Raw genomic sequence first — 26,141 nt, 5'->3', positions numbered from 1 at the left:
CCTGAAGTGTGCTTGAGGGGGTAACGTGCTTGATTCTCTAACGTTCGAAGGGCCATTCGTTGACGAGATGAAAGCCGCGGTCGAGCAGGGGGTAGTGCTGCGGAAGGGGAACCCTGGTCAGATGGAGAACATAGCCGTTCTTCTCGTCCCCCGCCGAAGCGAGCACGAGATGGGAGGGGTCGGTTTGGCTGACGTTGTAGTCTGCCGGGCCCTGGCCCACCCACGTCAGCCAGAGCGTGTGCTTCGTCTCGTCATACTTCGTCCGGGCGCGCCAGAGGACCCGGTCTGTCGCGCGTAGATTGGCGTGGCCGGTGGGTTCGAAGAAGATATCGGTAATCGGTAGGCCTCCGCCGGAGAGCAAAGGGTCGGGAGTGCCTATGCCATTCACGGTGATTTCGGCCGAGTCGATATGCCACTGGCCGGTAATGGCTGAAGGATGTAGCCGATTCGCCCTCTGCTGGGCGTAGACCTCTCCATCCTGATACGCCATTACCCCTGCGCCCAGGATCAGGAGTGCAGCGATGCAGATCGCTTCGATGCGCCGGCCAAGCCGGGTAACGGGAACCATGCTCTCGCCGTGAGAGGACGTGCGGCGATACAGCAGGAAGTTGAAGAGTGGGCCAAGATCCGGCGCAAGCACGACCAGCGTCAGCAGCATCAGATGGACGGCATAGAGCTTTACGGGCACATCGAAACAGAAGTTGTAGAGCACCACATTGCCCATGGAGAGCGCCGCAAGGAGCGCGCCCAGTAGAGCGGTCCGGCGGAAGGGAAGCAGCAAGCCCGCACAGACCTCCACGGCGCCGCAGAGGATCTCGTAGACCGGGCTGAGGCCGATGAGCGTCCAGAGCATGATCATCGGCGACGTATTGCCGACGGACTCGTTGAGTACGGCCAACGAGGGCGGCGTCATCTGCAGGGGGAAAACCTTGGACAGACCATAGGCCAGCATGTCGTAGCTGATCGCGAGCCGCAGCACGAAGCTGAACCAGCGGAGCAGGGTTCGATACTCCGTGCGGTTGCGGTCGAGCACGGTCCATACCAGCGCTGCCGCGACAGCCACGATGAGCATGAGGCCGAACGCGATCCAGTCGAGAGGTTTATCGCCGGAGCCGCTCTGGTGCAGGACAGCGCTGACGCCCTGCAGGTGGAACAGGTGCTGGCCGAGCCACTGCGCGGGTCGCCAGAAGGGCTTCGCCAGCCACGTCTCAAGGGTCTCGCCGACAAATGGAATTACTTTCCAGAGCGTCACATTGCCACAGCAGAACACGTACAGCAGGCAGTAGCAGAAGACGAGGCGAAAGGCGAGACGCGTCAGGGGCGTCCAGCGGACAGGCTCGGCATCTGCGGTCGTGGAGGGATCGGACAAGGGTGGCCTCAGGATGCTTCTGATTCTGTCGTCTGCGGGCCGGAAGGTCAATGGGTCAGGTGTGATCCGCAAGAGCGGCGAGCGCGGCGAGGTGCCCACACATGCCATGCACGCCGCCGCCCGGAGGCGTGGACGAACTGCAGAGGTAAAGCTTCGGATGGCTGGTGCGGTAGAGCTTTGCTGTAGGCCGCGTCAACATGCCGGAGAGCGTCATGGCCCCGCCTGAGACGTCGCCTCCGGCCAGGTTCGGGTTCCATGCCTCGAGAGCTTCGGAGTTGCTGGAGCGGCGTGCGAGAACGATATCGCGGAAGCCCGGAGCGAAGCGCTCCACCTGCCGTTCGATGGCTTCGGTGCGGTCGAGGTTCGCGCCGCTGGGCACATGGCAGTACGCCCATGCCGTATGTTGACCGGCAGGGGCGCGGGTGGGATCGAAGAGGCTGGGCTGCACCAGCAGCACGAAAGGCTTATCGTAGCTCCGGCCATAAAAGGCGCCATGTTCGGAGCGGGCGATCTCGCTCAGCGAACCGCCGAGGTGCACCGTTGCCGAGCGACGGCAGGCAGCTGCGCTCCAGGGGATGGGTTCGCGTAGCGCCCAATCGACCTTGAAGATGCCTGGGCCACGGCGAAAGTGGCGCAGCCGGGTACGGAAGCTGGAGGAGAGCGCTGTTCCCGCAATGCGGGCCAATGCCGCGCTCGAGGTGTCGAAGAGCGTCGTGTCGGCTGCATCAACCTCGTCAAGATGCCTGATCTCGGCCTGGGTGACGATGCGGCCTCCGAGAGAGAGCAGGTAGCCCGCAAGTGCTCCGGTGAGCGCCTGTGCCCCGCCCGCCACGATGGGCCAGCCCGTGGCATGGGCTGCGGCTGCGAGTACGAGGGCTGTCGCGGAGCTGGCGACGCGCGTCAGCGGCAGCACGGAGTGCGCGGCGCATCCGGCAAAGAGGGCACGGGTCTGCTCCCCGCGGAAGACATTGCGGGCGAGCGCCTGCGCGGGCAGTGCGGCGGCGAGACCGAAGTTGGCCATGGCGGCAGGGTGGCTGGGAAGGCCCAGCAGCGGCTGCATGATGTCGTCGATGATCTTCGGCCAGTCGCGCACGGTGGGGGCAAGCAGCGCCCGCCAGGTGCGGGCGTCGTGCGGGTCGAGCTGGGCGGCGGTGGCGTCGAGGGAGTGCTCGAGCGTGAGAGCGGTGCCGTCGTCGAAGGGATGCGCCAGCGGGGCGTCGGGTTCGATCCAGCGCAGGCCATGCTGCCCAAGTGGCAGGCTGCGAAAGAACGGCGAGCAGATGCCGAGCGGATAGACCGACGAACCGAGGTCGTGATGAAAGCCGGGTAGCGTGACCTCAGCGGTCGAGCAGGCGCCGCCGATCTGCTGGTTGCGCTCGTAGACCGTGACGGCTACTCCAGCTTGCGCCAGCGTGATCGCCGCGGCGAGGCCGTTGGGTCCGGAGCCGATGATGTTGGCCGTCCGCAGAGGCATGGTGTTCCTCCACGATCATACGTCTGTTAGCTGGCAGACAGAAGGTGCAGGTCGGTGGCGATGGGGAGGATGGTAGGCACGGCCAACAGGGCGGCCAGCGGGAGCATCAACAGGAATCCGACGTGCGGGTAGGCAAAGGCTCCCAGCGTCCCGCCGGTAAAGAAGAGTGTCACCAGCATGGTGAGCAGAAGCAGGCGAGAGCGCTCGGCGTGCACAGGAACGCGTCCGGTCGTCCGGTTCCAGTAGAGGGCTTTGCCAAGCTCAATGCCGATGTCGGTCACCATTCCCGTAATGTGCGTGGTGCGGATCTCAGCGTGCGAGACCTTGGTGATGATGGCGTTCTGCAGGCCCATGCTGAAGCTGAGCACGCACAGTGTGAGGAGGATGTGGTGTCCCTTGAGCGGAAACGCGAGCGAGGCCAGCAGCAGCGCTTCGAGCAGCACAGGGACGGCGAAGAGGCTCTCGCGATTGCGCCTCCTCTCCCAGTTGACGAGGATGGCGCAGAAGGCTGCTCCGGCCAGGAAACAACCGAGCACGACCGCAGGCTGCAGGAGAATATCGAGGCCGCGCGTGGCGATGTCCGCAGCCATCGCGGCGACGATGCCCGACATATGCGAGGTGAACTGGCGCAGGGCCAGATAACCGCTCACATCGACCGTACCGGCAGTAAAGGCAAGCAGGGCCGCAAGCTGCCAGTTGGCGGCGGTGGAGCGGTTACGGCCTGTGAGTCTGCGCAAGGGCATGGTGTTCATCACGATCATACGTCGGCTATGAAGGGAGCATGCGAGTGCAGTGACGCCATTTCATGTGAAGTTTGTTTCATGAGAAGTTGTAGGACCTGTGGTTTGCAGGATCTACGTGAGAGCCGCGAAGTACCCCGGGACCAAGCCCCTAAGGGTCACGGAAGCCAGCCCCGAAGGGGCGATATATCCCAGCCCAGGGTGGAGGCGGCGAGCGCTTTTGCTCGCCAGCCGGAACCCTGGGTTACGGGCCCCAGAAAAGGTAGAGCCCTGAAGGGGCGACCTATCATGCAGCCGCGATAGGTCGCCCCTTCAGGGCTAGATCTCCTTTGCCGCTTGACCCAGGGTTCCGGCGACACGGCGAGCAAAAGCGCTCGCCAGCCGCCTCCACCCTGGGCTGGGATATACCGCCCCTTTGGGGCTTGTACCCGTGGTATTTCACGGCTCGTGCAAAAGGCTTACCTTTTCTTCTTCCGTGCTAACGCGGAGTGGTGGAAAGAAAAGCAAGGTCCAGTAATTAAATTATGCGACCCACTTCACCCGTACGGATTTCTTGCCGAGGCGCAGGGTCGGAGCTTCGCCGAGCGATTCCTTGCCCAGCGTCTTGCCGTTGAACTTCTCGCCGTTGATCGAGACGGCATTTTCGCCGAGTTTGCGGGTGGCTTCGCCGGCAGAGGCCGCGAGACCTGCGAGCTGCAGCAGCTTCGCGATGCGCAACTCACTGGTGCCCTCGACGGGAGGCGTGTGCAGGCCTTCAGCGCTCAACGATACGGCAACCTCCGGCACGTCCTCAGCGACGCCCTTCTGCTGGAACTGCGTCGCCCAGCTTTCGGCGGCGGCATCGGCTTCAGTGGCCGTGTGGAAGTCGGCGGTGATGGCGTGTGCGAGGTTCTTCTTTGCCTGCATCGGATGTAGTTCGCCCTTCCCGACAGACTCCCGCATGGCGTCGATCTGCGACTGCGGCAGGTCGGTGAGGAAGGTCCAGTAGCGCCACATGAGCTCATCGTTGATGCTCATCAGCTTGCCGTACATGTCGGGCGCGGGGTCCTTGATGCCGATGGCGTTCCCGAGCGACTTGGACATCTTCTGTACGCCATCCAGGCCTTCGAGGATCGGCGTCATCAGGATGATCTGCGGCTTCTGGCCGGCGTCGCGCTGCAGGTCGCGGCCGCGCATCAGGTTGAACTTCTGGTCGGTGCCGCCGAGCTCGACATCGCACTTCAGCGCGACCGAGTCGTAGCCCTGCGCCATCGGGTAGAGCAACTCATGCACGTGGATGGGCTGTTCTTCCTGGAAGCGCTTGTGGAAGTCTTCGCGCTCAAGCATCTGCGAGACGGTGAACTTCGCCGCCAGCTTGACGATGCCCGCATAGCCGAGCTGGTCCAGCCACTCGGAGTTGTAGCGGACCTCGGTCTTCTCGCGGTCGAGGATCTTGAAGACCTGATCCTTGTAGGTCTCGGCGTTGACGTCGATCTCTTCGCGGGTCAGGGGCTTGCGCGTCTGGTTCTTGCCCGTGGGGTCGCCGATGAGAGCGGTAGAGTCGCCGATGAGGAAGATGACCGTGTGGCCGAGCTGCTGAAAGTGGCGCAGCTTGCGCATCAGCACGGTGTGGCCGAGGTGCAGATCGGGCGCCGTGGGGTCGAACCCAGCCTTGATGCGCAGCGGCACGCCGGTCTTGCGAGACTCTTCGAGCCGTGCGGCGAGGGCATCCGGAGCAGAGGCGGCGACGGGAGGGATGATCTCGGCTGCGCCCTTGGTGATGAGGTCGAGTTGCTCGGGGACAGGTAGAAAGGCGATTTGTGTTTCGGTCGGCATGAGGTGGCTTTAAGTATAGAGAATCTGTTCCAGCGCCTGTTTATCAGATGGTCGCCGTAGCGCCGGACCGCGTAACATCAGTTAGTTCATTAGCGCCTCGGGGAGAGCAGGTTCATCATGATCGAATCTTCTGATTTTCGGAATAGGACAATGCCGCTCAACCACGGAGCCGGCAACATGCCTGCACTCGGGTTTGGAACCTTGATTCCCGATGCCGCCGTGACGATAAGTGCTACCAGAGATGCGCTGGAAGCGGGATTTCGGCACTTCGATTGTGCGGAGCGATACCGGAACGAGCGTGAGGTAGGCGAGGCCCTGCAGGCAGGACTTGCCGCAGGAGGGATTACGCGCGAAGACCTCTTCGTTACGACAAAGCTGTGGAACTCCAATCATCGGCCCGAGCGTGTGGAACCGGCCTTCGAGGCGAGTCTGGGCAGGCTCAGGCTCAACTATCTGGATCTCTATCTCATCCACACTCCCTTTGCGTTTCAGGCGGGAGACGAGCAGGACCCGCGGGATGAAAACGGCAACGTCATCTACGACCGCGGTGTGACGTTGCTTGACACCTGGAAGGCGATGGAGAGTCTTGTGGACCACGGCAGATGCCGGGCCATCGGACTGTCCGACATCACTCTGGATGGACTGTTGCCCCTCTACGAAGCAGCGAGGATCAAGCCGGCCGTAGTCCAGGTCGAGGCCCATCCGTATCTTCCGGAGACGGAGCTTCTGGAATTCTGCAAGGAGAAGGGCATCGTGTTTTTGGCCTTCGCGCCTCTGGGCCATGGAATGAGGCCGGGGCTGATCGAAGATCCAGTCATTACGGCAATCGCTGCACGAATTGGAAAGACGCCCGCACAGGTGTTGCTGGCCTGGGCGGTGCAACGCGGCACGGCTTTGCTTACTACGCCCAAGACTGCGGACCGGGCAAGAGAGAACTTTGACGTCTCCGCCCTTCCGGAAGACGCATTTAACGCGATCAATCGCATTCAGACCCGGCAAAGACTCAATGACGTGGTGAATACCGGCTCCCCGGGCTTTATTCCACGAGTTAAATCAACATAAAAGCCGAAACTGGATGACATGCCTCAGGTCCTCCAGTTCTATACTCTGCGCATGGATGTCGAACGCGCACGCAAGTTTCTGCTGTCTCTGCCGCATGCCGTCGAGACGATGCAGTGGGGCGACAACCTGGTTTACTGGGTTGGAGACAAGGCTATCGGCGGCAAGATGTTCGCGTTGATCGATCTTGGCGAGGGTCTATCCAAAGGTGTGGCGATGTACTCCGCCGGGCCGGAACGCTATGCCGAGCTGCTGGAGCGGGAGGGCCTTCTTCCCGCGCCCTTACATGGCTCGCATTCACTGGCTTGCGGTAGAGCGGTGGAGCGCCCTGCGTAACCCCGAGTGGGAGGACGAACTGCGCGGGGCCCATGCCATTACCTTCGCCAAACTGCCAAAGCGCACGCGCGAGGTGATGGCGCTACCGGCGAAACAGCAGGAGAAGCTGATCGCCGAGCGGAGAAAACTGCTGGCGGACAAGCCCAAGAAATCACGCACGCGCAAGGCCAGAGATCAAACTATTTTGAAGTGAAGTCGAACCGTGCAGACAGTTTGTTTAGGTAGGGATCGGAAGGGCATGGCTTCAGCCATGCCGTAAGTAGCCGGCCAAAGGCCGCACTTCTCTGCCGAAGGCTGGAGCGGAGGCGCAGCCGGAGCGACTGAATTGCCTTCTTTGGTCGTGGCGAAACAAACCGCTCCAGCAAGGGGTACATCCTTGGTGAGCCTTGGACATCCTTGGCGACATTGAGGAAAGCAATTCAGTCGCTCCGGCTGCGCCTCCACTCCAGCCTTCGGCAGAGCGGAAAGAAACGGGTTCCCAACTCTCACGGCCCGGCTGAAGCCGGGCCCTTCCGGATCTTGACTCAGAAAGCTACTTGCACGGCTCAATCTCTAGCTCGAAGATCAGTTCGGATGACCCCGCCTGGAGATCTGTCGAAGGGGCCACGGTAGATCCGACAGCGGTTAGCATCGTTAGTTCCGAGCCTTACAGCTTGTTCGTGTCGATCTCAGGATTTGGCGCAAACAGCGAGTGGAAGCTGCGGTGGTACGCGACGAGCAGGATGAGTTCCAGGAACGTGCAGACCAGAGCTATGGAGACCCCCTGCCTCATAAAGAGAAAGTGAAAGAGCAGGATGTTGACGAGAATGGGCGCCAGGATCGTCAGGCCCAGCGGGACAAAGCGTCCGACCAGCAGGAGCAGGCCTCCGACGATCATGAGGACTCCCACAAAGTTCATGTAGTGGTGGGCCATCATCAGGCCTGTCCAGACCCCGGCATCCCCCGGAGGCATGGAGGAACCACCCATGAAATGCAGAACGCTGTTGGCACCGAAGACGACAAAGACGAGGCCGAGCAGAAGGCGTGAGACGAGAACGATGTACTTCATCGGCGAGCTCCTGTGAATTGAAGTTCTGACGCTTTTTGAAGACGCAGGCTTGTCCTGCTACAACTGCCAGATGAGTTTCTCACAGGAAATCAAAGGTGTCGCGCTTTCTCTTGAAGGGAAAGTGGCGTTGGTAACAGGCGGGTCGCGCGGCATTGGAGCGGCGACCGTGCGGCTGCTGCGGCAGGCCGGAGCGCGGGTGGTGTTCAGCTATCGTTCGGCAGAGAAGCAGGCCGCCGAGTTGGTGGCCGAGTGCGGCGGCGAAACCGTATGCCGTGCCGTGCGGCAGGAGCTTGCCACCGTCGAGGATGGCCAGGCGTTGATCGCCGCAGCCAGCGGCCTGTTCGGGCGGCTGGACTGCCTCATCGTGAACCACGGCATCTGGCCTCCGCACGATCAGCCGATTGCGACGATGAGCCTGGCGCAGTGGCGAGGGACGCTGGGGATCAATCTCGACAGCGTCTTCGGATTGGTGCAGGCGGGCGTGGCCCAAATGCTTCCCCAGCCGCTCACGCAGCCCGGCGCAGCGAGAGGGCACATCGTCCTGGTCGCGAGCACAGCAGCGCAGCGCGGCGAGGCCTTTCATGCGGACTACGCCGCGAGCAAGGGCGCGCTGCTCTCGCTGACCAAGAGCCTTTCGAGCGAACTCGCGCCGCAGGGAATCCTGTGCAACTGCGTGGCTCCCGGCTGGGTGCGGACGGAGATGTCGGCGGGAACCCTGAGCGATCCCATTGCATCCCAGAAAGCATTGGGATTCATTCCGCTCGGCCGCGCCGCGGAACCAGAGGAGATTGCCGGGCCGATCCTGTTTCTGTGTACGCCGTGGGCCGGGTTCGTGTCGGGAGAGGTGTTCAATGTCAACGGTGGTGCTGTATTGGTTGGGTAGGTTAGCCCTATGAAAAATCCTGGATGGATCGCAATCGCTCTGCTGATGCTCGGAAGCCTGCCCGTGCAGGCCTATGCCCAGGCTTCGGCGATTCCCAGCGCACAGTCCGCACCTGAGGCGCAGGGAGAGAACCGAGGCCGCAAGTTGCTCGATCAGATGGTCACGGCACTGGGGGGCGATGCCTGGCTCAATCGCGTGGACTGGATCACCTATGGCAAGGGCGCGACGTTCTACAAGGGCCAGGCGAACCCGTACGTCTCGGAGTTCGAAGAGTACACACGCGCGCAGCCGTTTGGAGATCGTGTGGTGATCGTGTCGAAGATGGGTGTCTTCATTCCGACCTCCAAGCGCGATATCGCCGAGGTGTGGACGCTGGACAACGGGTACGAGATCACTTTTCGCGGCAAGAAAGAGCTGCCGAAGGACGATGTCGAAGACTTCCAGCGGCGGCGCAGGCACAAGCTCGAGGTGGTCGTGAAGGACTGGCTGCATCAACCTGACGTATTGGTCACGTATGAAGGAACGAGCATGGTGGGTCGGCGGCTCGCTGATAAGGTGAGTGTGCTGACAGCCAGCAACGATGCGGTGACGATAGACATGGACGAATCCACGCACCTGCCACTGAGCCGCACCTTCGAGTGGCGCAACGCGACTTACAGAGACCACGACGTCGATGAGGAGCAGTATGACGGCTACCAACCGGTGCAGGGCATTATGACGCCGTTGATCATCACACGCCTGCACAACGGCGACATGGTGACACAGCGCTTTCTGACCAAGGTGGTCTACAACAGCAAACTCTCGGCGGATTTGTTCGATCCGGACAGGCCTTTGGAGAAGAAGGCGAAATAAGCGTTAAATGGCTGTGCAGTCAGGGATCCAGCGTCACCTCCATGCTAAATGCCTTGAAATGGCAGCTTCCGAGAGGTGAAGGCATAGGAATGAATGATATTCTGAGCGACGCTATGAGTGATTCCCCTACGTCGACTACGGTCGAGACCGCAGTACCCGCAGCAGCCGAAAAGACGACCATGGACATCGTCGAAATCATGTCCCTCCTGCCGCACCGTTATCCGTTTCTGTTGATCGATCGCGTGATCGAGATAGAGCGCAGAACCCGCGTCGTTGCGATCAAGAACGTGACGGTGAACGAGCCGCACTTTGTCGGCCACTTTCCTGACTATCCCATCATGCCTGGTGTGTTGACCATCGAAGCGATGGCGCAGGCTGGCGGCACGCTGCTGTTGACCGAGATTCCCGACCGCGGAGACAAGTTGATGGTGTTCACCGGCATCGAAGAGGCGCACTTCCGCCGCCCCGTACTGCCGGGCGATCAGCTTCGCATCGAGGTCAAGGTGTTGAACTGGCGCTCGCGTGCGGTGAAGATGCAGGGCGTCTGTACCGTCGATGGCAAAGTTGTCGCGGACGCGACGATTACCTGTCAGCTCGTGCCGCGTATGCGCAAACCGAAGGCTGCGGAGAAGTCCGAGGGAACGAACGCTTGAGCATTCATCCCAGTGCGATCGTTGCCGAAGGCGCCGTCATCCCGGCGAGCTGTCATGTGGGGCCGTACTGCACGGTGGGGCCAAACGTCGTGCTGGGCGAGGACTGTGAGCTTGTCTCGCACGTCGTGCTGGACGGCCACACGACGCTGGGCAAGGGCAATCGCATCTTCTCCTTCGCCTGCGTGGGTGTTGCACCGCAGGACCTGAAGTATGCGGGTGAGCCAACGCGCGTGGAGATCGGCGACGGCAACACGATTCGCGAGTACGTGACGATCTCGCGCGGCACGAACGGCGGCGGCGGCGTAACGCGTATCGGCTCGGGCTGCCTGATCATGGCGTACGTGCATATCGGGCACGATTCGTCGATCGGCAACGGCTGCATCCTGCCCAATGGCGCAACCCTGGCGGGTCATGTCACGGTCGAAGACTACGTTACCTTGAGCGCGATGGCACCGGTGCACCAGTTCTGCCGCATCGGCAAATACGCGTATATCGGCGGCGGAACGACGATCACGCAGGATGTCCTGCCGTACTCGCTGACGTCGATCGAGCGCAACAATCATGCCTATGGCCTGAACAAGGTGGGTTTGCAGCGGCGTGGCTTTACGCCGGAACAGCTTCGCGAACTCTCCACGGCGATGCGTCTGCTCACCAGCGGCAAACTCAACACAACCCAGGCTCTCGAAAGCATCAACGACATGCTCGCGCAGGGTGCGGGCGGCGAGCATGTGAAGTATCTGGCGGAGTTTGTGGCGTCGAGCGAGCGCGGCGTGATTAAGTAGCTAGCTATAACACTCCGTGCTATAGTCCCATCATGCGCGTCTTCAAGAGTCGCACCTTCGCGCAGTTTTGTCGGAAGAACCGCATCGCAGATGCTGATCTTTGTGAAGTGGCGAATGATATGTCTCTGGGCTCAATTGACGCGGATTTGGGCGGCGGCGTTTTTAAGCAGCGCTTGCGCCGTCCGGGGCAAGGGAAATCTGGCGGGTTCAGAACGATCGTTTTGCTTCGTAGAGAGAAGCGTCTGACGTTTGCGTATGGTTTCGCAAAAAACGAGCGAGACAACATCGACCGAAGTGAACTCGTTCAGTTTCGCAAACTTGCAAAGGAGATCTTTCAATATGATGAAGAAGAAGTCAGGCGTCTCCTCGAAGCCGGCGCTCTCGAAGAGATCTGCTCCGGCCGATAAAACCTATCGTTCGAAGGTTTCAGCTGCCGTTCATCAGACAGCAGAGGACTTCCATAAGGCTGGCGTGATGTCGAAGAAGACGATGCGCGAGTTCGATATATCGTGCCTTACGCCGATCAAACCGTTTGCCCCGAAGGAGATTGAAAAGCTGCGGAAGCGTGAAGATACGAGTCAGGCTGTATTTGCGCATCACCTCGGACTGTCGACAAACTTGATTTCGCAATGGGAGCGTGGGGAGAAAAAACCCAGAGGGGCATCTCTCAAGCTACTGACGCTGGTCGAGAAGAATGGGCTTGATTGGGTCGCGTAAACACAGTCTAGCGACTCCAAACCGATGCCTGCCATCGGTAGAGGCGTAGAGGAGATACGAGTATGGGTCGAATCAGGAACGTATCGAGTGATCTACCTCGCGAAGTTGGCCGAGGCGGTGTACGTGCTGCACGCCTTTCAAAAAAAGACGCAGCAGACAAGCCAAAAAGATCTCGCGTTGGCGCGCGCGCGACTCGAACAGCTAATGAGAGAGTGAAGGTAGTTGAAGAGCCTCTTGTGATCGAAGAGTTCGAATCCGTCTGGGATGCATTGGGGTTCTCTCCCCAAGAGGCGGCGAATCTTCAGGCACGATCTAAACTCATGCTGCAGCTTCGAACCATTATCCGGGAGCATGGCTGGACGCAGGTAGTGGCTGCGAAACGCTGCGGCGTCTCCCAGTCATGGATCAATGATCTATTGCGGGGCAAGATCGACAAATTTTCGATCGACGCATTGATAAACATGGCAACGGCCCTTGGCCGTCGCGTGGATTTCGAACTGAAAGCAGCATGAGTACCGCACAGGACCAAACCCTCGGTCTCATCGCCGGCAACGGACGCTTCCCGTTTCTGCTGCTCGACGCCGCGCGTGCCCACGGCCTGCGCGTCGTTGTCGCGGCCATCAAGGAAGAGACCGACCTCGAGATCAACGAACGCGCGGCGCGCGAGCCTGAGTTCGTGCGTGTGCACTGGCTTTCTCTGGGTGAACTGTCGAAGCTGATCGAGATGTTTCAGCGCGAGGGCGTGTCGCGCGCTGTGATGGCCGGCCAGGTGAAGCACAAGCAGATCTTTTCGAGCATCCGCCCCGACTGGCGGTTGGCGAAGCTGCTGCTGAACCTGCGGACGCGCAATACGGACATGCTGCTCGGCGCGGTGGCGAAGGTGCTGGAGGATGAGGGCATCACGCTGATGTCGTCGACGGCGTTCCTGGAGCCCATGCTCGCGGTTGAGAGTGTCCTTACCTCACGTGCTCCCGATGAGACGGAGCGCGGTGACATTGACTACGGCTTGCGCGTAGCGCGCGGTATCGCGGGTTTTGACCTGGGACAGACCGTAGTGATCGCCGCGGGGGCCTGCGTCGCTGTAGAGGCCATGGAGGGCACGGACGCGACCATTGCACGTGCCGGTGCGCTCTTCCGGACGCTCGAAGATGAGGCCAGCACGCTGGACCGCCGTCTGACGGTCGTAAAGGTCGCCAAGCCGAAGCAGGATATGCGCTTCGATGTCCCGGTCGTCGGGTTGCCGACCATCCAGGCCATGCAGGCGGCTGGGGCAACCTGCCTGTGCATTGAGGCGGGGCGGACCCTGCTCTTCGACCGCGAGGCCATGGTGGCGGCAGCGGACGCAGCAGGTATCGCGATCATCGGTGCTTCAGGTCCGGGGCAGACGTCCTCCATGACAAAGGAATGACATTGATAGGCAGGCGAGGCCTCGGGACCGGCGAGTAAACTGAAGGTGGCAGCGCATCCGGAGTGAAGAGGCGCGCCCTTCAGGAGATTGATTATGCTTCGTTCCAAAAGAATCGTGACGGGACTTGCCATGGGGCTCGCCTCGCTGATGGCGTTCGGTACGGCTACCGCGTTTGCAAAAGACACAGTGGCGATTGGTACGTCCGCCCCTTCCTTTACCCTTCCTTCCCAGGATGCCTCGCCGGTTTCGCTGGCGGACTACAAGGGCAAGTGGGTTGTGCTGTACTTCTATCCGAAGGATCAGACCAGCGGCTGCTCATTGGAAGCGCATAACTTCCAGCGCGATTTGCCGAAGTACGAGGCGCTGCACGCCGTCGTGCTGGGCGTCTCGCTCGACACGGTCGACAGCCACCGGGTGTGGTGCACGAAGGACTCGTTCACCTTCAAGATGCTGGCCGACCCCGCGCACAAAGTGGTCGACGCCTATGGCGTACCTGTGAAGACCTTCCAGACCAAGGACGGCCCGATGTCGATCGCGATGCGCGATACGTTCCTCATCTCCCCCAGCGGCAAGATCGTGAAGGAGTGGGAAGTGAAGGACATCCAGGGACACAGCGACGAAGTTCTCGCGGCGATCCAGGCCAGCAAGTAAGCTCCACCTAGAGCATTTCACTGTAGGTGTCGTGCGAGGCTTCGACCGCCATGGGCGTTTTCCCCAATGAAAGCGCCACAGCACGCCCGTTTTGGGGTTCCCCGTAACAGTGAAAATGCTCTAAGCAACAGACGCAAAAACGCCCGGGCCTCGTGAGAGGTTGCCGGGCGCTTTTGCTTGCCTGTACTGCGGTTGGGGACGGCTTACTTCTTGACAGCCGTCTTCTTTGCTGCGGCTTTCTTCGCGGGAGCCTTCACAGCCTTCTTGACGGCCTTCTTCGCGGGAGCCTTCACAGCCTTCTTTACAACAGCCTTCTTGACGGCCTTCTTTGCGGGGGCCTTCTTGACGGCTTTCTTTGCAGCTTTCTTTACAGCTTTCTTTACAGTTGCCAAGGTCTTACCTCTCATAGTTGATTTTTTGGTGATTGTGCTCTTGTTGCCAACTGCCTTTTTCAAGGCAGCCTTACCGCCGCGCAGAGCACGTGATGACTTCGCGGCAGAACTTGTAATCTTTTTGCCCGCGGTTTTCTTTGCGGGAACTTTTTTCGCGGCCACTTTCTTGGCCGGGGCCTTCTTTGCAGCCTTCTTTGCGGGGGCTGCCTTTTTGGCGGGAGCTTTCTTTGCAACGGCCTTCTTCGCGGGAGCCTTCACAGCCTTCTTTACAACAGCCTTTTTTGCCGGGGATTTCTTGATGGCTTTCTTCGCCACGGCCTTTTTGGCAGGAGCCTTCTTCGGCGTGCTCACCACGGGTTCGGCAGGTGCAGGTGTCGGTTCAAACGAAAGATGTGTCGGCGGCTCGTAGGGAGCGACGGGCGTAGAGGGCAGGGCGAAGAGTTCGGCCTCTTCGGCGTGCGTGTTCGGTTCGTCGAAGACGACTTCGACGGAGGCGCTGAGTTCCTCTTCTTCTTCCTCGTCGTCCTCATCATCGAGATCGTCGAAGTCGCGTGTGCTCTCGTCTTCGTCTTCGTCGTAGGCGGCGGCGTAAAGTTTGATCGTTTCCTCTTCCGGCAACATCGTCTTTCTCCCTGGCTGATGGCGTGTGTTGTGCATCGCCTCTGCCGCTTGACTCTAGATTTCGAACTGCTCGTCGTGCTTTATCTCGAACGGAGAGAAGGCTAAACTTGCCACTCCCTTCGCGCGAATCGTAGCAACAGGATTACGCCCGGCGTAGGGAAATAGCAAGCACCTTTTTTGGTGCAGGTGATTTTTTTTCAAAGTGGCCATTCCAATTCACTCGCACCGCGTTCAAAAAACAGGTCGCGGATCAGCGTGCATGCCTCTTCTTTGCGCTCGTTCTGGAACTCGTAGCAGCAGCCGAGGAGCTTCGAGAATGAGAACGCGAGCTCGTTCCGTGAGCGGGAGTAGAGGCATAAGATCTGCCGCCGCGGGTTGCACGAGTTGAGTTGCGGCCGCGCCGTGAGCGGCTGGAATAGCCTGGGGCCAGACGCACAGGCTCCGCGACATTGATCGAACGGCCCGGCGTGACGCTGTTCGACGAGAGGCGGTTCCAGGTGCGGAGCTGCTCGACCGTTACGCCGAAACGATCGGCAACGGTAACCAGCGTGTCGCCGCGACGTACGGTGTAGTGTTGCTGTCCAGCCGAAGAGCTGTAGGCAGAGATGGGGATAACCAGTTCGTCACCGTCTTCAATCGGCTTGCCTGGGGTGATGTCGTTGGCCGTAGCAATCTCGGCGGAATGCGCGTGCAGTGAGAGCGCGATCTGGTCGAGTGTCTCGCCTTCCTTCACGACATGGAAGCGCCAGCTTGCACGATTGTCTTCGGGAATTTCCTTGAGGCGATCGAGGTAGGCGTCGCGGGTTCCCTGCGGCAGGTGCAGGTCGTAGGGAATATCGCGCGGGGTGGTGAGGCGCAGCAGCGCAGGATTCAGCGCGACGATCTCCGGCACCGTCGAACCGGTAAGGTCGGCGACGAGCCTCAGGTCGATCGCATAGCTCGTGGTCACCGTGTCGAAGAGCACGGGCGCATCGGGCACCAGATCGGTGAGTCCGTACTGCGCGGGGTTTCTGGCCATGATGATGGAGGCGATGAGACCGGGGATATACGCTTTGGTCTCCGCAGGCAGGCCGCCGCGGCGATAGAGCTCCCAGTAATCGGCATAGCCGGTACGGCTGACGAGGTGCTGCACGCGTCCTGGGCCCCAGTCGTAGGCGGCCATCGCGAGGTACCAGTCGCCGAACTGCGCGTACAGGTACTTCATGTACTTCGCGTAGGCGATGGTGGACTTCTCGGGATCGAAGCGCTCGTCGAAGTAGCCGTTGCGTACCAGGCCATAGGTGCCGCTGCCGAAGGGCATGAACTGCCACATGCCGCCGGCACCGGAGCTGCGGTTGAGAGCCTGTGGCTGGAATCCGGATTCGGTGATGGCCTGGTAGATAAGATCCTGGGGAACACCGTTGTCGCGCAGGATCTTGGAGATCATCTCCTTGTACTTGCCCGCGCGTTCCAGCGAGCGCTTCAGATAGCCGTGGTACTTCGGTTGATTGCTGAAGACGCTGATCCAACCTGCAACGTAGTCGTTGAGTACCAGCGGAAGATCGGAGGTCGTCGTCTTGAGCTCATTGGTCACCCGGCCGAGGAGGGCGGGGTCAGCCGGCGGAAAGGTGACATCCGAAGCAGCGTCAATGGGCGCGGCGTCGAGCGTGGGCGAAAATCCGTTGCCCTGCTTGAGCGCGAGAATCTCCAGGGAGTTAATGGCCGAGAGCAGCTGGTCGAACTCGTCGGAGAGCTGCGGGTCGGTTTTGAGGTCCATGCCGCTGGAGAGCATGGTGTCGACGGCAAAGTCGAAGTCCTGGCGCGCAGCGTCGAGGCGATTGTTGTTGTAGTTGTCCACGCCGGACTTGTAGCTCTTCTCCGCGCGGTCGATGATGTCCTGCACCTTCTGCGCATGCTGTTGCGAGGCCGCGAGCTGTTGAGCCTGGGCCTGCTGCTGCGCCGTTGGTTGTGCGGCTGGAGTCTGTGCGGCCAACGAATGGGCAAGCGCAAACAGCACGGGCGCGCAGGCCAGAGCGAGGGTCCGTCGCCGCAGAAAGGAGGTGTGTCGCTCGATCGCCATCAACCTTTTCATTGTACGGGTTGGACGTGGCAACAGTCGTTCGGTTCAGCCGTTGTCGAAAGTTATACATTTTCTTTATGCGCACCGAAGACACCACGACGCTTTACGGGCCGATAGCGCAAAGAGTACGACCTGATTGCGGTCACGCGATGTTAGCCTAGAGGTTCAAGGCTTTTTGCCTCTCTGGACAGCATGGACCCCAAGTACATCCGCAACTTCGCGATCATCGCGCACATCGACCACGGCAAATCGACACTCTCCGACCGCCTGCTGGAGCTTACCGGCTCGCTGACCTCGCGCGAGATGCAGGCACAGGTACTCGACGCCATGGACCTCGAGCGCGAGCGTGGCATCACGATCAAGGCCCACACCGTGCGCATGATGTACAAGGCGCAGGACGGCGAGACCTATCAGCTCAACCTCATCGACACGCCCGGCCACGTCGACTTCAGCTATGAAGTCTCACGCTCGCTCGCCAGCTGCGAGGGCGCGCTGCTGGTCGTCGACGCGTCGCAGGGCGTCGAAGCGCAGACGCTTGCGAATGCCTACCTCGCCATCGCCGGTGGCCTGGAGATCATCCCGGTCATCAACAAGATTGATCTCCCTAGCGCCGACATCGAGCGCACCAAGGCGATGATCGAAAAGTCCGTCGGGCTTCCTGCCAGCGACGCCGTCGCCGTCAGCGCCAAGACCGGCCTCCATGTGGAGGACATCCTCGAAGCCGTCGTTACGCTGTTGCCGCCGCCGCAGGGCGATGCGGAGGCCCCGCTGCAGGCGCTGATCTTTGATTCCTGGTTTGACGCCTATCGTGGTGTGATCGTGCTGGCCCGCATCATCAACGGCCGGTTGCGCAAGGGCGACAAGATCAAGATCATGTCCAACGGTCGCCAGTTTGAGGTTGACTCCATGGGCGTCATGACGCCCAAGCCGGTGGTGCTCGAAGAGCTCAGCGCCGGGGAAGTCGGTTTCTTTGTCGCGACCATCAAGAACGTCGCGGATACCAAGGTCGGCGACACCATTACGCACGTTGACAGACCCTGCGCCGAGGCCCTGCCGGGCTTTGAAGACATCAAGAGCATGGTCTTTGCGGGCCTCTACACCGTCGACTCGCACGAGCACGCGCTGCTGCGCGATGCGCTCGAGAAGCTGCGCCTCAACGACGCGAGCTTCAACTTCGAGCCGGAGTCGTCCGCTGCGCTGGGCTTTGGCTTCCGCTGCGGCTTCCTCGGCCTGCTGCACCTGGAGATCATCCAGGAGCGCCTGGAGCGCGAGTACAACCTCGACCTCATCACCACCGCACCCGGTGTGCGCTACAAGATCACCCTGACTGACGGCAGCGTGCTCGATGTGGACAATCCCTCGCGCTGGCCCGACAGCACGGAGATCGAGCAGATCGAAGAGCCCGTCATCACGGCGAAGATCCTGACCAACGAAGAGTATGTCGGCGGCATTCTGAAGCTGGTCGAAGACAAGCGTGGACGCCAGCAGAACTTCGAGTACGTCTCGGAGACGCGCGTGATGCTTACCTATGAGCTTCCGCTGAATGAGATCGTTCTCGACTTCTACGATCGCCTCAAGTCCGTCAGCCGCGGCTACGCTTCGCTCGACTACCATCTGGCCGGCTCGTGGGTCTCGCCCATGGTGAAGATGGACATCCTCATCGGCGGCGACCCGGTCGACGCGCTGAGCATCATCGTGCACCGCGATTCCGCATACGAACGCGGCAAGGCGCTGGTCTCGAAGATGCGCGAGTTGATTCCGCGCCAGATGTTCGAGGTAGCGATCCAGGCTGCGATCGGTGCGAAGGTCATCGCGCGCGAGACAGTGACGGCCATCCGCAAGAACGTGATCGCCAAGTGCTACGGCGGCGACATCAGCCGTAAGCGCAAGCTGCTCGAGAAACAGAAGGAAGGCAAGAAGCGCATGAAGCGCATCGGCAAGGTCGATATCCCGCAGGAGGCCTTCCTGGCGGTGCTGAAGGTCGGCGAAGAGTAAGCGGGATAGGGCGAAGAGCTAGAACCTTTCGACCCTTCGTGTGAATGCGTTCTTTCAACCATGCCCATACCTTGTCATCTCGACCGAAGGCGCGCTTTTGCGCCGAAGTGGAGAGACCTGCAGTTTGCTTGTACAGGCCCGATCGTCCGCTCGAGCAAGCCTGCAGGTCTCTCCACTGCGCATGACATAAAGCCGTCATGCTTCGGTCGAGATGACAATTCTGGGGTGATTCATCTCTGTAACACTTGATCGGTGGCCTCCTAAAACGGCGGCCACTCCGTAATCGATCCCTGTAGCAGCGCAGCACAGGGTTCGACACGATAGCTGCCATCATGCACGGCAAAGGCTCGTGGTTTCCCGGTCGCTCCCGTGCTCCACAGCGACACCCCGGCATAGGCGCCATCCTTGCGCAGGATGTAGTACTCCATGTCGAGATAGCGCACCTTGCTCATGTCGCCGTTGTAGTTGCGCACGATGCGCCGCAGAGTCTCCAGGCCCGCTTCCTTGGGGCTCCATCCCTGCCGCATCAGCTCGACGATGGTATGCGCTCCGGCAACCTTGATGTTCTCTTCGCCTGTTCCGGTGGCCCCGGCTGAGCCTACATCCTGATCCGTATAGCTTCCTGCTCCAAGGATGGGCGAGTCGCCGAGTCTGCCCGCCAGCTTCCAGGCCAACCCCGAGGTGGTTGTCGCGCCGGACATCTCGCCCTTCGTATTGATCGTGGACACATGAATGGTGCCGGTCGTTGGCCAAAGAATCTGTTCGGCGGCGAAGAGGCGTTTGTCCGGCTCGATGTTGAGGTCGGCAGCCATTTCAGTAAGCTGCCGCATGCGGGCCTGGATCGTGGCCTGCCACTCCGGCGTAGGATGGCGCGGCACGGGACCGGGGCGCAGTTGCGAGAGCCCGTGCAGGTCCATCGTCGGCTTCGGAGCAGGGCGGCCCTCGTAGGGATCTTTCCACGCGGGATCGGCCATGGGGACTCCCCACCAGTCCATCGTCGAATGGTTCTCCTTCCAGAGCATCCAGATCTTGCGGGCATCCTCGGTCAGCAGATTCTCTTTGGCAAACCCGAGGTCGAGGCCGAACTTCTCCGCGCCCTCGGCCACCATCATGACGTGCGAGGTATGTTCGAAGACCTTGCGCGCCAGCAGGCAGACGTTCCTGATATTGCGAACGCCGCCCACGGAACCGGCGCGTCGTGAAGGTCCGTGCATGCAGCAGGAGTCCAGCTCCACAATCCCATCTTCGTTCGGCAGGCCTCCGAGACCGACGCTGTGATCGGTCGGATCGTTCTCCCGGCCAAGGCAGATGTGGTGCGCGGCATCCAATGTGTCGGTGCCGTCGAGCAGCATCTGATACGCCTGCTGAATCGTCTGGTCTCCCGTCACACGGGTGATGATGACCGGCTTTGCCGGTGGTTTGAGTTGCTTGACCTGTTCTGCGGGAGTGGCGTGGCCTTCGCGTTCAGAGGCACAGAATCCGGCAGCACTCAGGGCGCCAAGGGAAAGAAAATTACGTCGCGTCGTCAAAGGGGGAGGACTCCAAATCTCTCGAATGTAGGAAGAAGGGTATCACCGAGCAGAAACAGGAACGGAGGCCCGAAGGCCCCCGTTCTTGTTTGCTACCTATTTGCTGCTGCCGAACTACTTCTTCGGTGCGGCGGCTGGTGTCGTGTGGTGAACCGCCGAAGGAGCCGACGGAGCAGGAGCGGCTACACCCGAGCTTACGTTGTAGGCGTTGACGACAGCCTGCGAGATATCGGTGGTCTGTGCGAACCACAGGATGGGATCGGGAACCTGGGGGTTGCCGGAGCGGTTCAGCAGCAGCGTAAAGCCGTTATCCTGCGCGTACTTCACTGCGGTCTGACCAACCTTCTGCTCTACCTTGCCAAAGGCCTCTTGCAGGTCGCTCTGGTAAGAGTTCTGAGCATCTTCGGCATCGCGCTGAAGGGCCTTGTCCTTGACGTCGATGCTCTTGATCAGCGAAGCGCGCTGATCATCGGAAGCGCTTGCCGGCAGGGCCTGGAGCTGCTTCTTGAGGGAGTCGACTTCGGCACCCTGGGTCTCGATCTGGCTCTTCTTCGGCTCGTACTTCTTCTGAACTTCAGCGACGGCGCGCTGACCTTCATTGGTAGCGACGACGACCTGCTCAAAGGCGATGATGGCAACCTTGGCAGGAATAGCCTGGGGAGCAGCAGCGGCAGCAGCAGGTGCGGCGGCGGGCGCAGCAGGAGCCTGCGCAAAGAGGTTGGTGGTGGCCAGGCCTGCAGCCAGCGCGGTAGCGAAAACAAGGGTGCGGTTCATGCGGTGTTTGAGACTCCTTACAGGATGGAGAGATTGGTTGGCTTATTCGTCGAGAGATCGATGGCTAAAGCGTTGGATCGGGAATCGGCAGTTCGGTTCAATATCTCTGACTGTTGAAAGGAGAGAGTTGCGGGCGCAGAGTGCCGTTGGCTGCCGTCCAAATGTTCCAGTTCAGCGTCTCTGATTATAGGAGAGGCCTCTGGCATGGTCAACGTCCGAAAAGACCCAGGTTGACGTGCCTTTTTAGGCAATTCTTCCGAAAAACGGAGCACGGGTAGGGCTATCTCCGGATTTTGGATAGAAATCATTCCCGGTATTCTCGAATTCCCTTGAAATAAAGGGTATTCGGGTTTGGCACGAAGATTGCTTTATATCTCAGTGTTCGAAGCATGCACTTCGGCACGGAAGGTTTTACCTCCCGATGCAAAGTGTAAGGCTGGATGTTCGGGATCAGGGCATGAAGTCGCACCTAATGATGATTAGAGATGCGCCACCCTCCGAACCGGTTCTGCTTCAGGCGGAGCCACTTTAGGGAGGCCAGTGACTGGCCGTTAGAAGCTGAGGGCCATCTTCCGGGGAGGGGAGGTGGCCCGAGGGCTTTAAGAACCAAAATCAGTGTTTCATTAAGGGCACAGGTTACCCGTGCCGAAGATGTCTGATCTTTAGGGCCAAGGGCCCGTTTCATCCCAGCTTGGGGTGGAGCGGAGCAGCGAGCGGTTCTCGCTCGCTGCAAGCGTAGCCCTAGGTACAGAATCAACAAGAAGGCAGAGGGCTGTAGGCCCGATTCATCGTGCCCTGCACAGAAGCTGAGCCGGGCTTACAGCCCTCAACTCTTTCTCCTGCACCTAACCTGGGGCGACGCGCCCCGAACCACCACGCTGTCGCGTGTTGGCCTGGGTTCGCTTTGCCCCAGGATGGTATGAGACGGGCCTTTGGCCCTAAAGATCAAAATACGGACTTTTTCTGCACCTTATGAAGTTGTTGAAGTGATGTTCTTGCGTCCTGCAACCTCCTAAACCCATCAAATGTTGTACCGCGATTTGCCTCCAATAAGCGGCCTAACACCTTTCTGGAGTGCACTTTCCTCGAAAAGATAGGTTTGATCGGCAGAACAGGCTTGCGCATCTTGAGTTCCGGGCGTAGTATCGCTATGTTTGGCACGCGGATGGGGCTTTATCCGGAGGGTTGCCGGTTTACGCCGGAGGATGAAGCGAAACGCCGGAGGTTTTACACCTCGGGTTATGCGGGTTGGCCTTCTGGCAAATCAACCGGAATGAGCTGTGCGCTTGCTGGATTGAGCCGGATACAAAAGACGGTATAGGGACAGGTAAGGACAATAGGTAAGGGATTTTGAGTCCAGGCAGGATTTGGCCGGACTCCTCTCGATGCCGCACAGCCCTGAATTGAGACAGGGCAGAGAAGCAGCGATGCAATGCACAAAACCGTTCGCCAAGGCTGGCGAATGGGCCGGGTGAGAGCAGTGTCTGAGGCATTCCGACGCTGGAAACCACCGATCGGCAACGATGTTCAGGCCTTTAATTTGAGTCAACGTTTGAGACCGTCTCCTAGGAACTACCCACGGGCTGTCTGTCGTCCGCTCCCTCTTCGGGATGCCGGATACGCGGAATCGTGCATGGGCTTTGTCTCCGAAGAGTTCGCTTCAAGCACCCAATTGCAAGGGGAACCAACAGCACCATGTCAGAGCAGAATGTAATGGACGCTCCGTCGCATCAGGCGGCGGACGACTTCGACGGTGGCGATTTCGGCAACGACTTCGACAGCAACGACAGCAGCGAAAACGGTAACAATGGAGCGTCTGCCCCTCCCGGCATGGGACTGAGCAAGAGCAGCCGCCGCCGCCGCCGCAAGCGGAAGATTAAAGTTGCAGGTGTTGATGGCGTGGTCGCGGCCGACGGCGAAGGTTCGCCGGTGCCGGTCGTTCCCATCGTGATGGAAGGCGAGAGCCTTGCCCTCGCCGCCGCCGTTGCGCCGCAACAACAACCGCAGCAGCCTCGCAAGCAAAACCAGAACAGCCAGGGCAGTCAAAGCCAGGGCGCTGGCCAGCCGCAGGGCCAGGGACCTGGCGCCAAGCGCTGGAAGAAGAAGTTCCGTGATCGCGAACGCCGTCCAGGCCGCAGCGAAAACCCCGGCAACGACTTTCGCGCAGAGGCCCCCGCCAGCACCGGCCAGAGCAACGGCTATCGTCCGGACAACTTCGGCAATGGCGGTGGTTTCAAGCGCAAAGGTAAGAGTGGCGGCGGTCAGCAGCAGCGCAAAGAGCGCGGCTTTGTTGGTCCGATGGACCACAGCTACCGCGAAGTGAATGGCAACTTTGCAGACGGCCCGCCTTCGACCATTCAGATGCACTCCAATGGCCGGCGTGGAGGCCATCGTCATCAGGGCGATTCGCAGCCCATCGATCACTCGATGCCGCGTCCAATCCCGATCCCTGAGGATGCACAGACGCACATCTACTTCTTCATCGAAGAGCTCTTCTTTATCGCCAAGATTCAGGAGACGGCACGCAAGCAGGGAGTCAAGGTTGCCTTCCTCAAGAACGACAAAGAGGCGATTGCAGCGTTGACCAGCGGCGGCGATGAGAACAAGCCTGCTCTGATTGTCTTCGACCTGAACAACACGAATGCGAAGCCGCTCACGCTGATTCCGAAGCTCAAGACCAAGTTGAAGCGCTCGGTGTCGATCGTAGGATTCCTTTCGCATCTGCAGGGCGACCTCAAGGCCAAGGCCGTAGAGGCTGGCTGCGATGCGGTCATGCCTCGCGCAGCATTCTCGCAGAACCTGCCGAATCTTCTGCGGAGATACAGCGTCGAAGAGGGCGAAGAAGTTAACTACAACTACTAGGAACTAAGAAACAGCAAACAGCGCTTCATGCCTGGCAGAGATGCCAGCATGAAGCGCTATTGCTTTTCTGGTTGTCATTCCCGAAGGGAACCTGCTTCCTGTTCGCAGTGGAGAAACCGCGTCTTGATAGAACGGCATCCAAGCAGGCAAGGAGACTCTTCCATGCCAACCACCCAACACTCAGCGGCTGCCGAACGCCATATGCAGGCCGCCCACGCACACGAGGCCGCAGCCGCTTCGCACAATCAGAACGACCATCTTGCCGCTCATGAGCAGTCCAGGCGCGCGCAAGAGTACTCGATGGAAGCGCACCAACACTCCGAGCAGATTGCGAAGGAGAAGGCAGGGGAGGCGAAGTAGCCGCCCCTGCCTCTATCCTTCACAGACCTTAGGCGACTTCGTTGAAGGAGACCTTCGGAAAATCGATGTCCACTTCGGTAGCGATATTGAAGTAGTTGGTAAAGACATTGAGCGCCACGTGAGCGATGATCTCCGCGATCTCGCCGTCATTGAAACCGGCATCGCGTACGGCCGTCAGGTCGCTCTCGCCGATCTGACCATGAGTCTCAAGGACGCGCTTGGCGAAGACCAGTGCCGCCGTGATGCGTGGCGTAGTTCCGTTGCCCTTGCGGCTTTCGAGGACTTGATGCGGGGTCAGTCCCACCATCTTTCCAATCGCGGTATGAGCGGAGAGGCAGTAGTCGCACCGATTGTCCTGTGAGACCGCCAGGGCAAGTTGCTCACGCGTCTGCGCATCGAGCAGGCCGCCGTTGAGTGCTCCGCTGAATCCAAGATAACTTTCCAGCACGGCAGGCGAGTTCACCATCACCTTGGTCATATTGGGGACGATTCCCAGCTTGCCCTTTACGGCATCGAGCAGGTCTTTTGCTTTTCCGGTTGCGTTGTTCGGGTCGACTGTATTGAGACGTGACATGGTGTTTCTCCTGAAGCCCTGTGGGCTGGTCTATGTTTCATCTCTTTAGATACCGAACGATCGGTATAGTTACAAAAGTTTCTCATTTTCTTTTGGGAGCGGATTAGAACCGATTCGTGGCGAGTGCCATCAAATTCCTGACAGGTTTAAATGTGTCAACCGAACGATCGGAATACATTAAAGACTGGGGGAAGGGCCATGGCACACCGAACGATCAGCGACGAAGAGTTCCTGGACCGGGCTTTGGACTTGTTCCGTACCTATGGATACGAGGGGGTAAGCCTGAGCCGGTTGTCCGAAGCGACCGGATTGGAAAAGGCCAGCCTCTATTACCGGTATCCCGGCGGCAAAGAAGAGATTGTGATGGCGGTGGCTACTCGGGTAGTCCAGGGGTTCGAACAGCATCTCTTTCCCGCTCTCAAGGCTGAAGGCCCTCCACGCAAGCGTGTCACGGTGGTTGTGGAGCAGCTGCGCGACTTCTATTGCGATGGCTCCAAGCCATGCGCTATCAATATGTTGTCCATTGCAGGCGGCGGCGAAGATCTCAAGACGATGTTGCGCAACGTGACGCAGGCATGGCTGAAGGCCTTTACAGAGATCGCGCGGGAGAGCGGTATGTCGCTCAGCCTCGCTCGTCTCCGCGCAGAAGAGGCCATCGTAAGGATTGAAGGCTCGCTGGTCGTCGCGCGAGCCCTTGGCGACAACGCGCCGTTTCAACGGACGCTCAAGCTCCTGCCGGATCTTTTGACGGAAGCCTAATGTTTTGTTTTGAAAGGGCGGGGCTTCAGAGGCGGCGGAAAACACTTAGCTTGAAAGAGCGTCTCGATCTTTAGGGCCAAGGGCCCGTTTCATCCCAGCCTGGGGTGGAGCGCAGCAGCGAGCGGTTTCTAGCTCGCTGCAAGCGTAGCCCCAGGTGCAGGGTCTTCAAGAAGGCAGAGGGCTGTAAGCCCGATTCATCGTGTCTGCACAAAAGATGAGTCGGGCTTACAGCCCTCAACTTCTACTCCGGCGTTAACCTGGGGCGTCGCTCCCAAGCCACCACGCTATTGCGTGGTGACCCTGGGTTCGCTTTGCCCCAGGCTGGTATGAAATGGGCCCTTGGCCCTAAAGATCAAATGCGGACTTTTCCGTGCCTGTTCAACCCCGCCCCTTCAAAACAGAGGCGAGGCAAAACAGCGGTGGCGTAGA

27 protein-coding genes are annotated in these 26,141 nt (G+C 59.9%); 17 read left to right on the top strand and 10 right to left on the bottom strand.

Annotated features, from left to right (window positions below; genetic code table 11):
- Positions 1-37 precede the first annotated feature (37 nt).
- The 4 genes from HDF15_RS08375 to tyrS form a co-directional block, all read right to left on the bottom strand.
- Complete coding sequence (locus HDF15_RS08375) at positions 38-1,369, bottom strand: hypothetical protein (RefSeq protein ID WP_184254562.1); 1,332 nt, start codon at positions 1,367-1,369, stop codon at positions 38-40.
- Between the two features lie 55 nt (positions 1,370-1,424).
- Entirely contained in the window at positions 1,425-2,843 is a 1,419-nt protein-coding gene (locus HDF15_RS08370) for an NAD(P)/FAD-dependent oxidoreductase (RefSeq protein WP_184254560.1), read from the bottom strand.
- A gap of 26 nt (positions 2,844-2,869) precedes the next feature.
- Positions 2,870-3,586: a YoaK family protein gene (locus tag HDF15_RS08365; protein ID WP_184254558.1), complete on the bottom strand. Its 717-nt coding sequence runs from the start codon at positions 3,584-3,586 to the stop codon at positions 2,870-2,872.
- A gap of 519 nt (positions 3,587-4,105) precedes the next feature.
- A complete protein-coding gene (tyrS, locus tag HDF15_RS08360) occupies positions 4,106-5,398 on the bottom strand; it encodes a tyrosine--tRNA ligase (RefSeq protein ID WP_184254556.1) in 1,293 nt (430 codons plus the stop codon).
- 117 nt (positions 5,399-5,515) lie between these two features.
- Here tyrS and HDF15_RS08355 point away from each other — a divergent pair, with 117 nt between their 5' ends.
- The 3 genes from HDF15_RS08355 to HDF15_RS25805 are packed head-to-tail and all read left to right on the top strand — an operon-like array spanning position 5,516 to position 6,986.
- Positions 5,516-6,460, top strand: coding sequence for an aldo/keto reductase (locus HDF15_RS08355; protein ID WP_184254554.1), 945 nt, complete (start codon positions 5,516-5,518; stop codon positions 6,458-6,460).
- 18 nt (positions 6,461-6,478) lie between these two features.
- Positions 6,479-6,793 (top strand): MmcQ/YjbR family DNA-binding protein, encoded by a 315-nt coding sequence (locus HDF15_RS25810; RefSeq protein WP_260330938.1) that lies wholly within the window; start codon positions 6,479-6,481, stop codon positions 6,791-6,793.
- Positions 6,744-6,986 carry a hypothetical protein gene (locus tag HDF15_RS25805; RefSeq protein ID WP_260330937.1) on the top strand — a complete coding sequence of 81 codons (243 nt, stop codon included), beginning with the start codon at positions 6,744-6,746 and terminating at the stop codon, positions 6,984-6,986. Before HDF15_RS25810 ends, HDF15_RS25805 begins: the two co-directional genes overlap by 50 nt.
- Positions 6,987-7,439: 453 nt before the next feature.
- Here the strand turns inward: HDF15_RS25805 and HDF15_RS08345 are convergent, their stop codons facing one another.
- A complete protein-coding gene (locus HDF15_RS08345) occupies positions 7,440-7,841 on the bottom strand; it encodes a DoxX family protein (protein ID WP_184254553.1) in 402 nt (133 codons plus the stop codon).
- Between the two features lie 70 nt (positions 7,842-7,911).
- Here HDF15_RS08345 and HDF15_RS08340 point away from each other — a divergent pair, with 70 nt between their 5' ends.
- The 10 genes from HDF15_RS08340 (at position 7,912) to HDF15_RS08295 (ending at position 13,787) form a co-directional block, all read left to right on the top strand.
- Positions 7,912-8,724: an SDR family NAD(P)-dependent oxidoreductase gene (locus HDF15_RS08340; protein ID WP_184254551.1), complete on the top strand. Its 813-nt coding sequence runs from the start codon at positions 7,912-7,914 to the stop codon at positions 8,722-8,724.
- 9 nt (positions 8,725-8,733) lie between these two features.
- Positions 8,734-9,576: a hypothetical protein gene (locus HDF15_RS08335; protein ID WP_184254550.1), complete on the top strand. Its 843-nt coding sequence runs from the start codon at positions 8,734-8,736 to the stop codon at positions 9,574-9,576.
- Positions 9,577-9,689: 113 nt separating this feature from the next.
- Entirely contained in the window at positions 9,690-10,229 is a 540-nt protein-coding gene (gene fabZ, locus HDF15_RS08330; RefSeq protein WP_260330936.1) for a 3-hydroxyacyl-ACP dehydratase FabZ, read from the top strand.
- The gene (gene lpxA, locus HDF15_RS08325; RefSeq protein WP_014263606.1) at positions 10,226-11,011 is read left to right on the top strand and encodes an acyl-ACP--UDP-N-acetylglucosamine O-acyltransferase; all 786 of its coding nucleotides are present in this window, start codon (positions 10,226-10,228) and stop codon (positions 11,009-11,011) included. Before fabZ ends, lpxA begins: the two co-directional genes overlap by 4 nt.
- Positions 11,012-11,043: 32 nt before the next feature.
- Positions 11,044-11,418: a type II toxin-antitoxin system RelE/ParE family toxin gene (locus HDF15_RS08320; protein WP_184254546.1), complete on the top strand. Its 375-nt coding sequence runs from the start codon at positions 11,044-11,046 to the stop codon at positions 11,416-11,418.
- Positions 11,351-11,728 carry a DNA-binding transcriptional regulator gene (locus HDF15_RS08315; protein ID WP_260330935.1) on the top strand — a complete coding sequence of 126 codons (378 nt, stop codon included), beginning with the start codon at positions 11,351-11,353 and terminating at the stop codon, positions 11,726-11,728. Before HDF15_RS08320 ends, HDF15_RS08315 begins: the two co-directional genes overlap by 68 nt.
- A gap of 24 nt (positions 11,729-11,752) precedes the next feature.
- Positions 11,753-11,944 (top strand): type II toxin-antitoxin system RelE/ParE family toxin, encoded by a 192-nt coding sequence (locus HDF15_RS08310; RefSeq protein ID WP_260330934.1) that lies wholly within the window; start codon positions 11,753-11,755, stop codon positions 11,942-11,944.
- Positions 11,941-12,240: a helix-turn-helix transcriptional regulator gene (locus HDF15_RS08305; RefSeq protein WP_311733063.1), complete on the top strand. Its 300-nt coding sequence runs from the start codon at positions 11,941-11,943 to the stop codon at positions 12,238-12,240. Before HDF15_RS08310 ends, HDF15_RS08305 begins: the two co-directional genes overlap by 4 nt.
- Positions 12,237-13,136, top strand: coding sequence for an LpxI family protein (locus HDF15_RS08300; protein ID WP_184254544.1), 900 nt, complete (start codon positions 12,237-12,239; stop codon positions 13,134-13,136). The genes HDF15_RS08305 and HDF15_RS08300 overlap by 4 nt, the downstream gene beginning before the upstream one ends.
- Before the next feature lie 93 nt (positions 13,137-13,229).
- Entirely contained in the window at positions 13,230-13,787 is a 558-nt protein-coding gene (locus tag HDF15_RS08295; protein ID WP_184254542.1) for a peroxiredoxin, read from the top strand.
- 203 nt (positions 13,788-13,990) lie between these two features.
- Here the strand turns inward: HDF15_RS08295 and HDF15_RS08290 are convergent, their stop codons facing one another.
- On the bottom strand, positions 13,991-14,800 hold the full coding sequence (locus tag HDF15_RS08290; RefSeq protein ID WP_184254540.1) for a hypothetical protein: 810 nt from the start codon (positions 14,798-14,800) through the stop codon (positions 13,991-13,993).
- Between the two features lie 250 nt (positions 14,801-15,050).
- On the bottom strand, positions 15,051-16,859 hold the full coding sequence (locus tag HDF15_RS08285) for a lytic transglycosylase domain-containing protein (protein ID WP_260330933.1): 1,809 nt from the start codon (positions 16,857-16,859) through the stop codon (positions 15,051-15,053).
- A 192-nt stretch (positions 16,860-17,051) separates the two neighbouring features.
- Here HDF15_RS08285 and lepA point away from each other — a divergent pair, with 192 nt between their 5' ends.
- Complete coding sequence (lepA, locus tag HDF15_RS08280) at positions 17,052-18,854, top strand: translation elongation factor 4 (RefSeq protein ID WP_184254536.1); 1,803 nt, start codon at positions 17,052-17,054, stop codon at positions 18,852-18,854.
- Positions 18,855-19,114: 260 nt separating this feature from the next.
- Here lepA and HDF15_RS08275 read toward each other — a convergent pair whose 3' ends face one another.
- The gene (locus tag HDF15_RS08275) at positions 19,115-20,383 is read right to left on the bottom strand and encodes an isoaspartyl peptidase/L-asparaginase (RefSeq protein WP_184254534.1); all 1,269 of its coding nucleotides are present in this window, start codon (positions 20,381-20,383) and stop codon (positions 19,115-19,117) included.
- Between the two features lie 114 nt (positions 20,384-20,497).
- Positions 20,498-21,157: an OmpH family outer membrane protein gene (locus HDF15_RS08270; RefSeq protein ID WP_184254532.1), complete on the bottom strand. Its 660-nt coding sequence runs from the start codon at positions 21,155-21,157 to the stop codon at positions 20,498-20,500.
- Positions 21,158-22,852: 1,695 nt separating this feature from the next.
- Between HDF15_RS08270 and HDF15_RS08265 the strand changes: the two genes are divergently transcribed.
- Together HDF15_RS08265 and HDF15_RS08260 are read left to right on the top strand one after the other, a co-directional pair.
- Positions 22,853-24,019 (top strand): response regulator, encoded by a 1,167-nt coding sequence (locus HDF15_RS08265; protein WP_184254531.1) that lies wholly within the window; start codon positions 22,853-22,855, stop codon positions 24,017-24,019.
- Between the two features lie 162 nt (positions 24,020-24,181).
- Positions 24,182-24,379, top strand: coding sequence for a hypothetical protein (locus tag HDF15_RS08260; RefSeq protein WP_184254530.1), 198 nt, complete (start codon positions 24,182-24,184; stop codon positions 24,377-24,379).
- A 28-nt stretch (positions 24,380-24,407) separates the two neighbouring features.
- On the opposite strand, the gene HDF15_RS08255 is transcribed toward HDF15_RS08260, so the two are convergent.
- On the bottom strand, positions 24,408-24,953 hold the full coding sequence (locus HDF15_RS08255; protein ID WP_184254529.1) for a carboxymuconolactone decarboxylase family protein: 546 nt from the start codon (positions 24,951-24,953) through the stop codon (positions 24,408-24,410).
- Positions 24,954-25,151: 198 nt separating this feature from the next.
- Between HDF15_RS08255 and HDF15_RS08250 the strand changes: the two genes are divergently transcribed.
- Positions 25,152-25,712 (top strand): TetR/AcrR family transcriptional regulator, encoded by a 561-nt coding sequence (locus HDF15_RS08250; RefSeq protein WP_184254528.1) that lies wholly within the window; start codon positions 25,152-25,154, stop codon positions 25,710-25,712.
- Positions 25,713-26,141 lie beyond the last annotated feature (429 nt).

Source organism: Granulicella mallensis, from assembly GCF_014203225.1.
Lineage (GTDB): Bacteria > Acidobacteriota > Terriglobia > Terriglobales > Acidobacteriaceae > Granulicella > Granulicella mallensis_A.
Note: the sequence above shows the minus strand (reverse complement) of the source record. Positions and strands in the feature narration are given on the sequence as shown.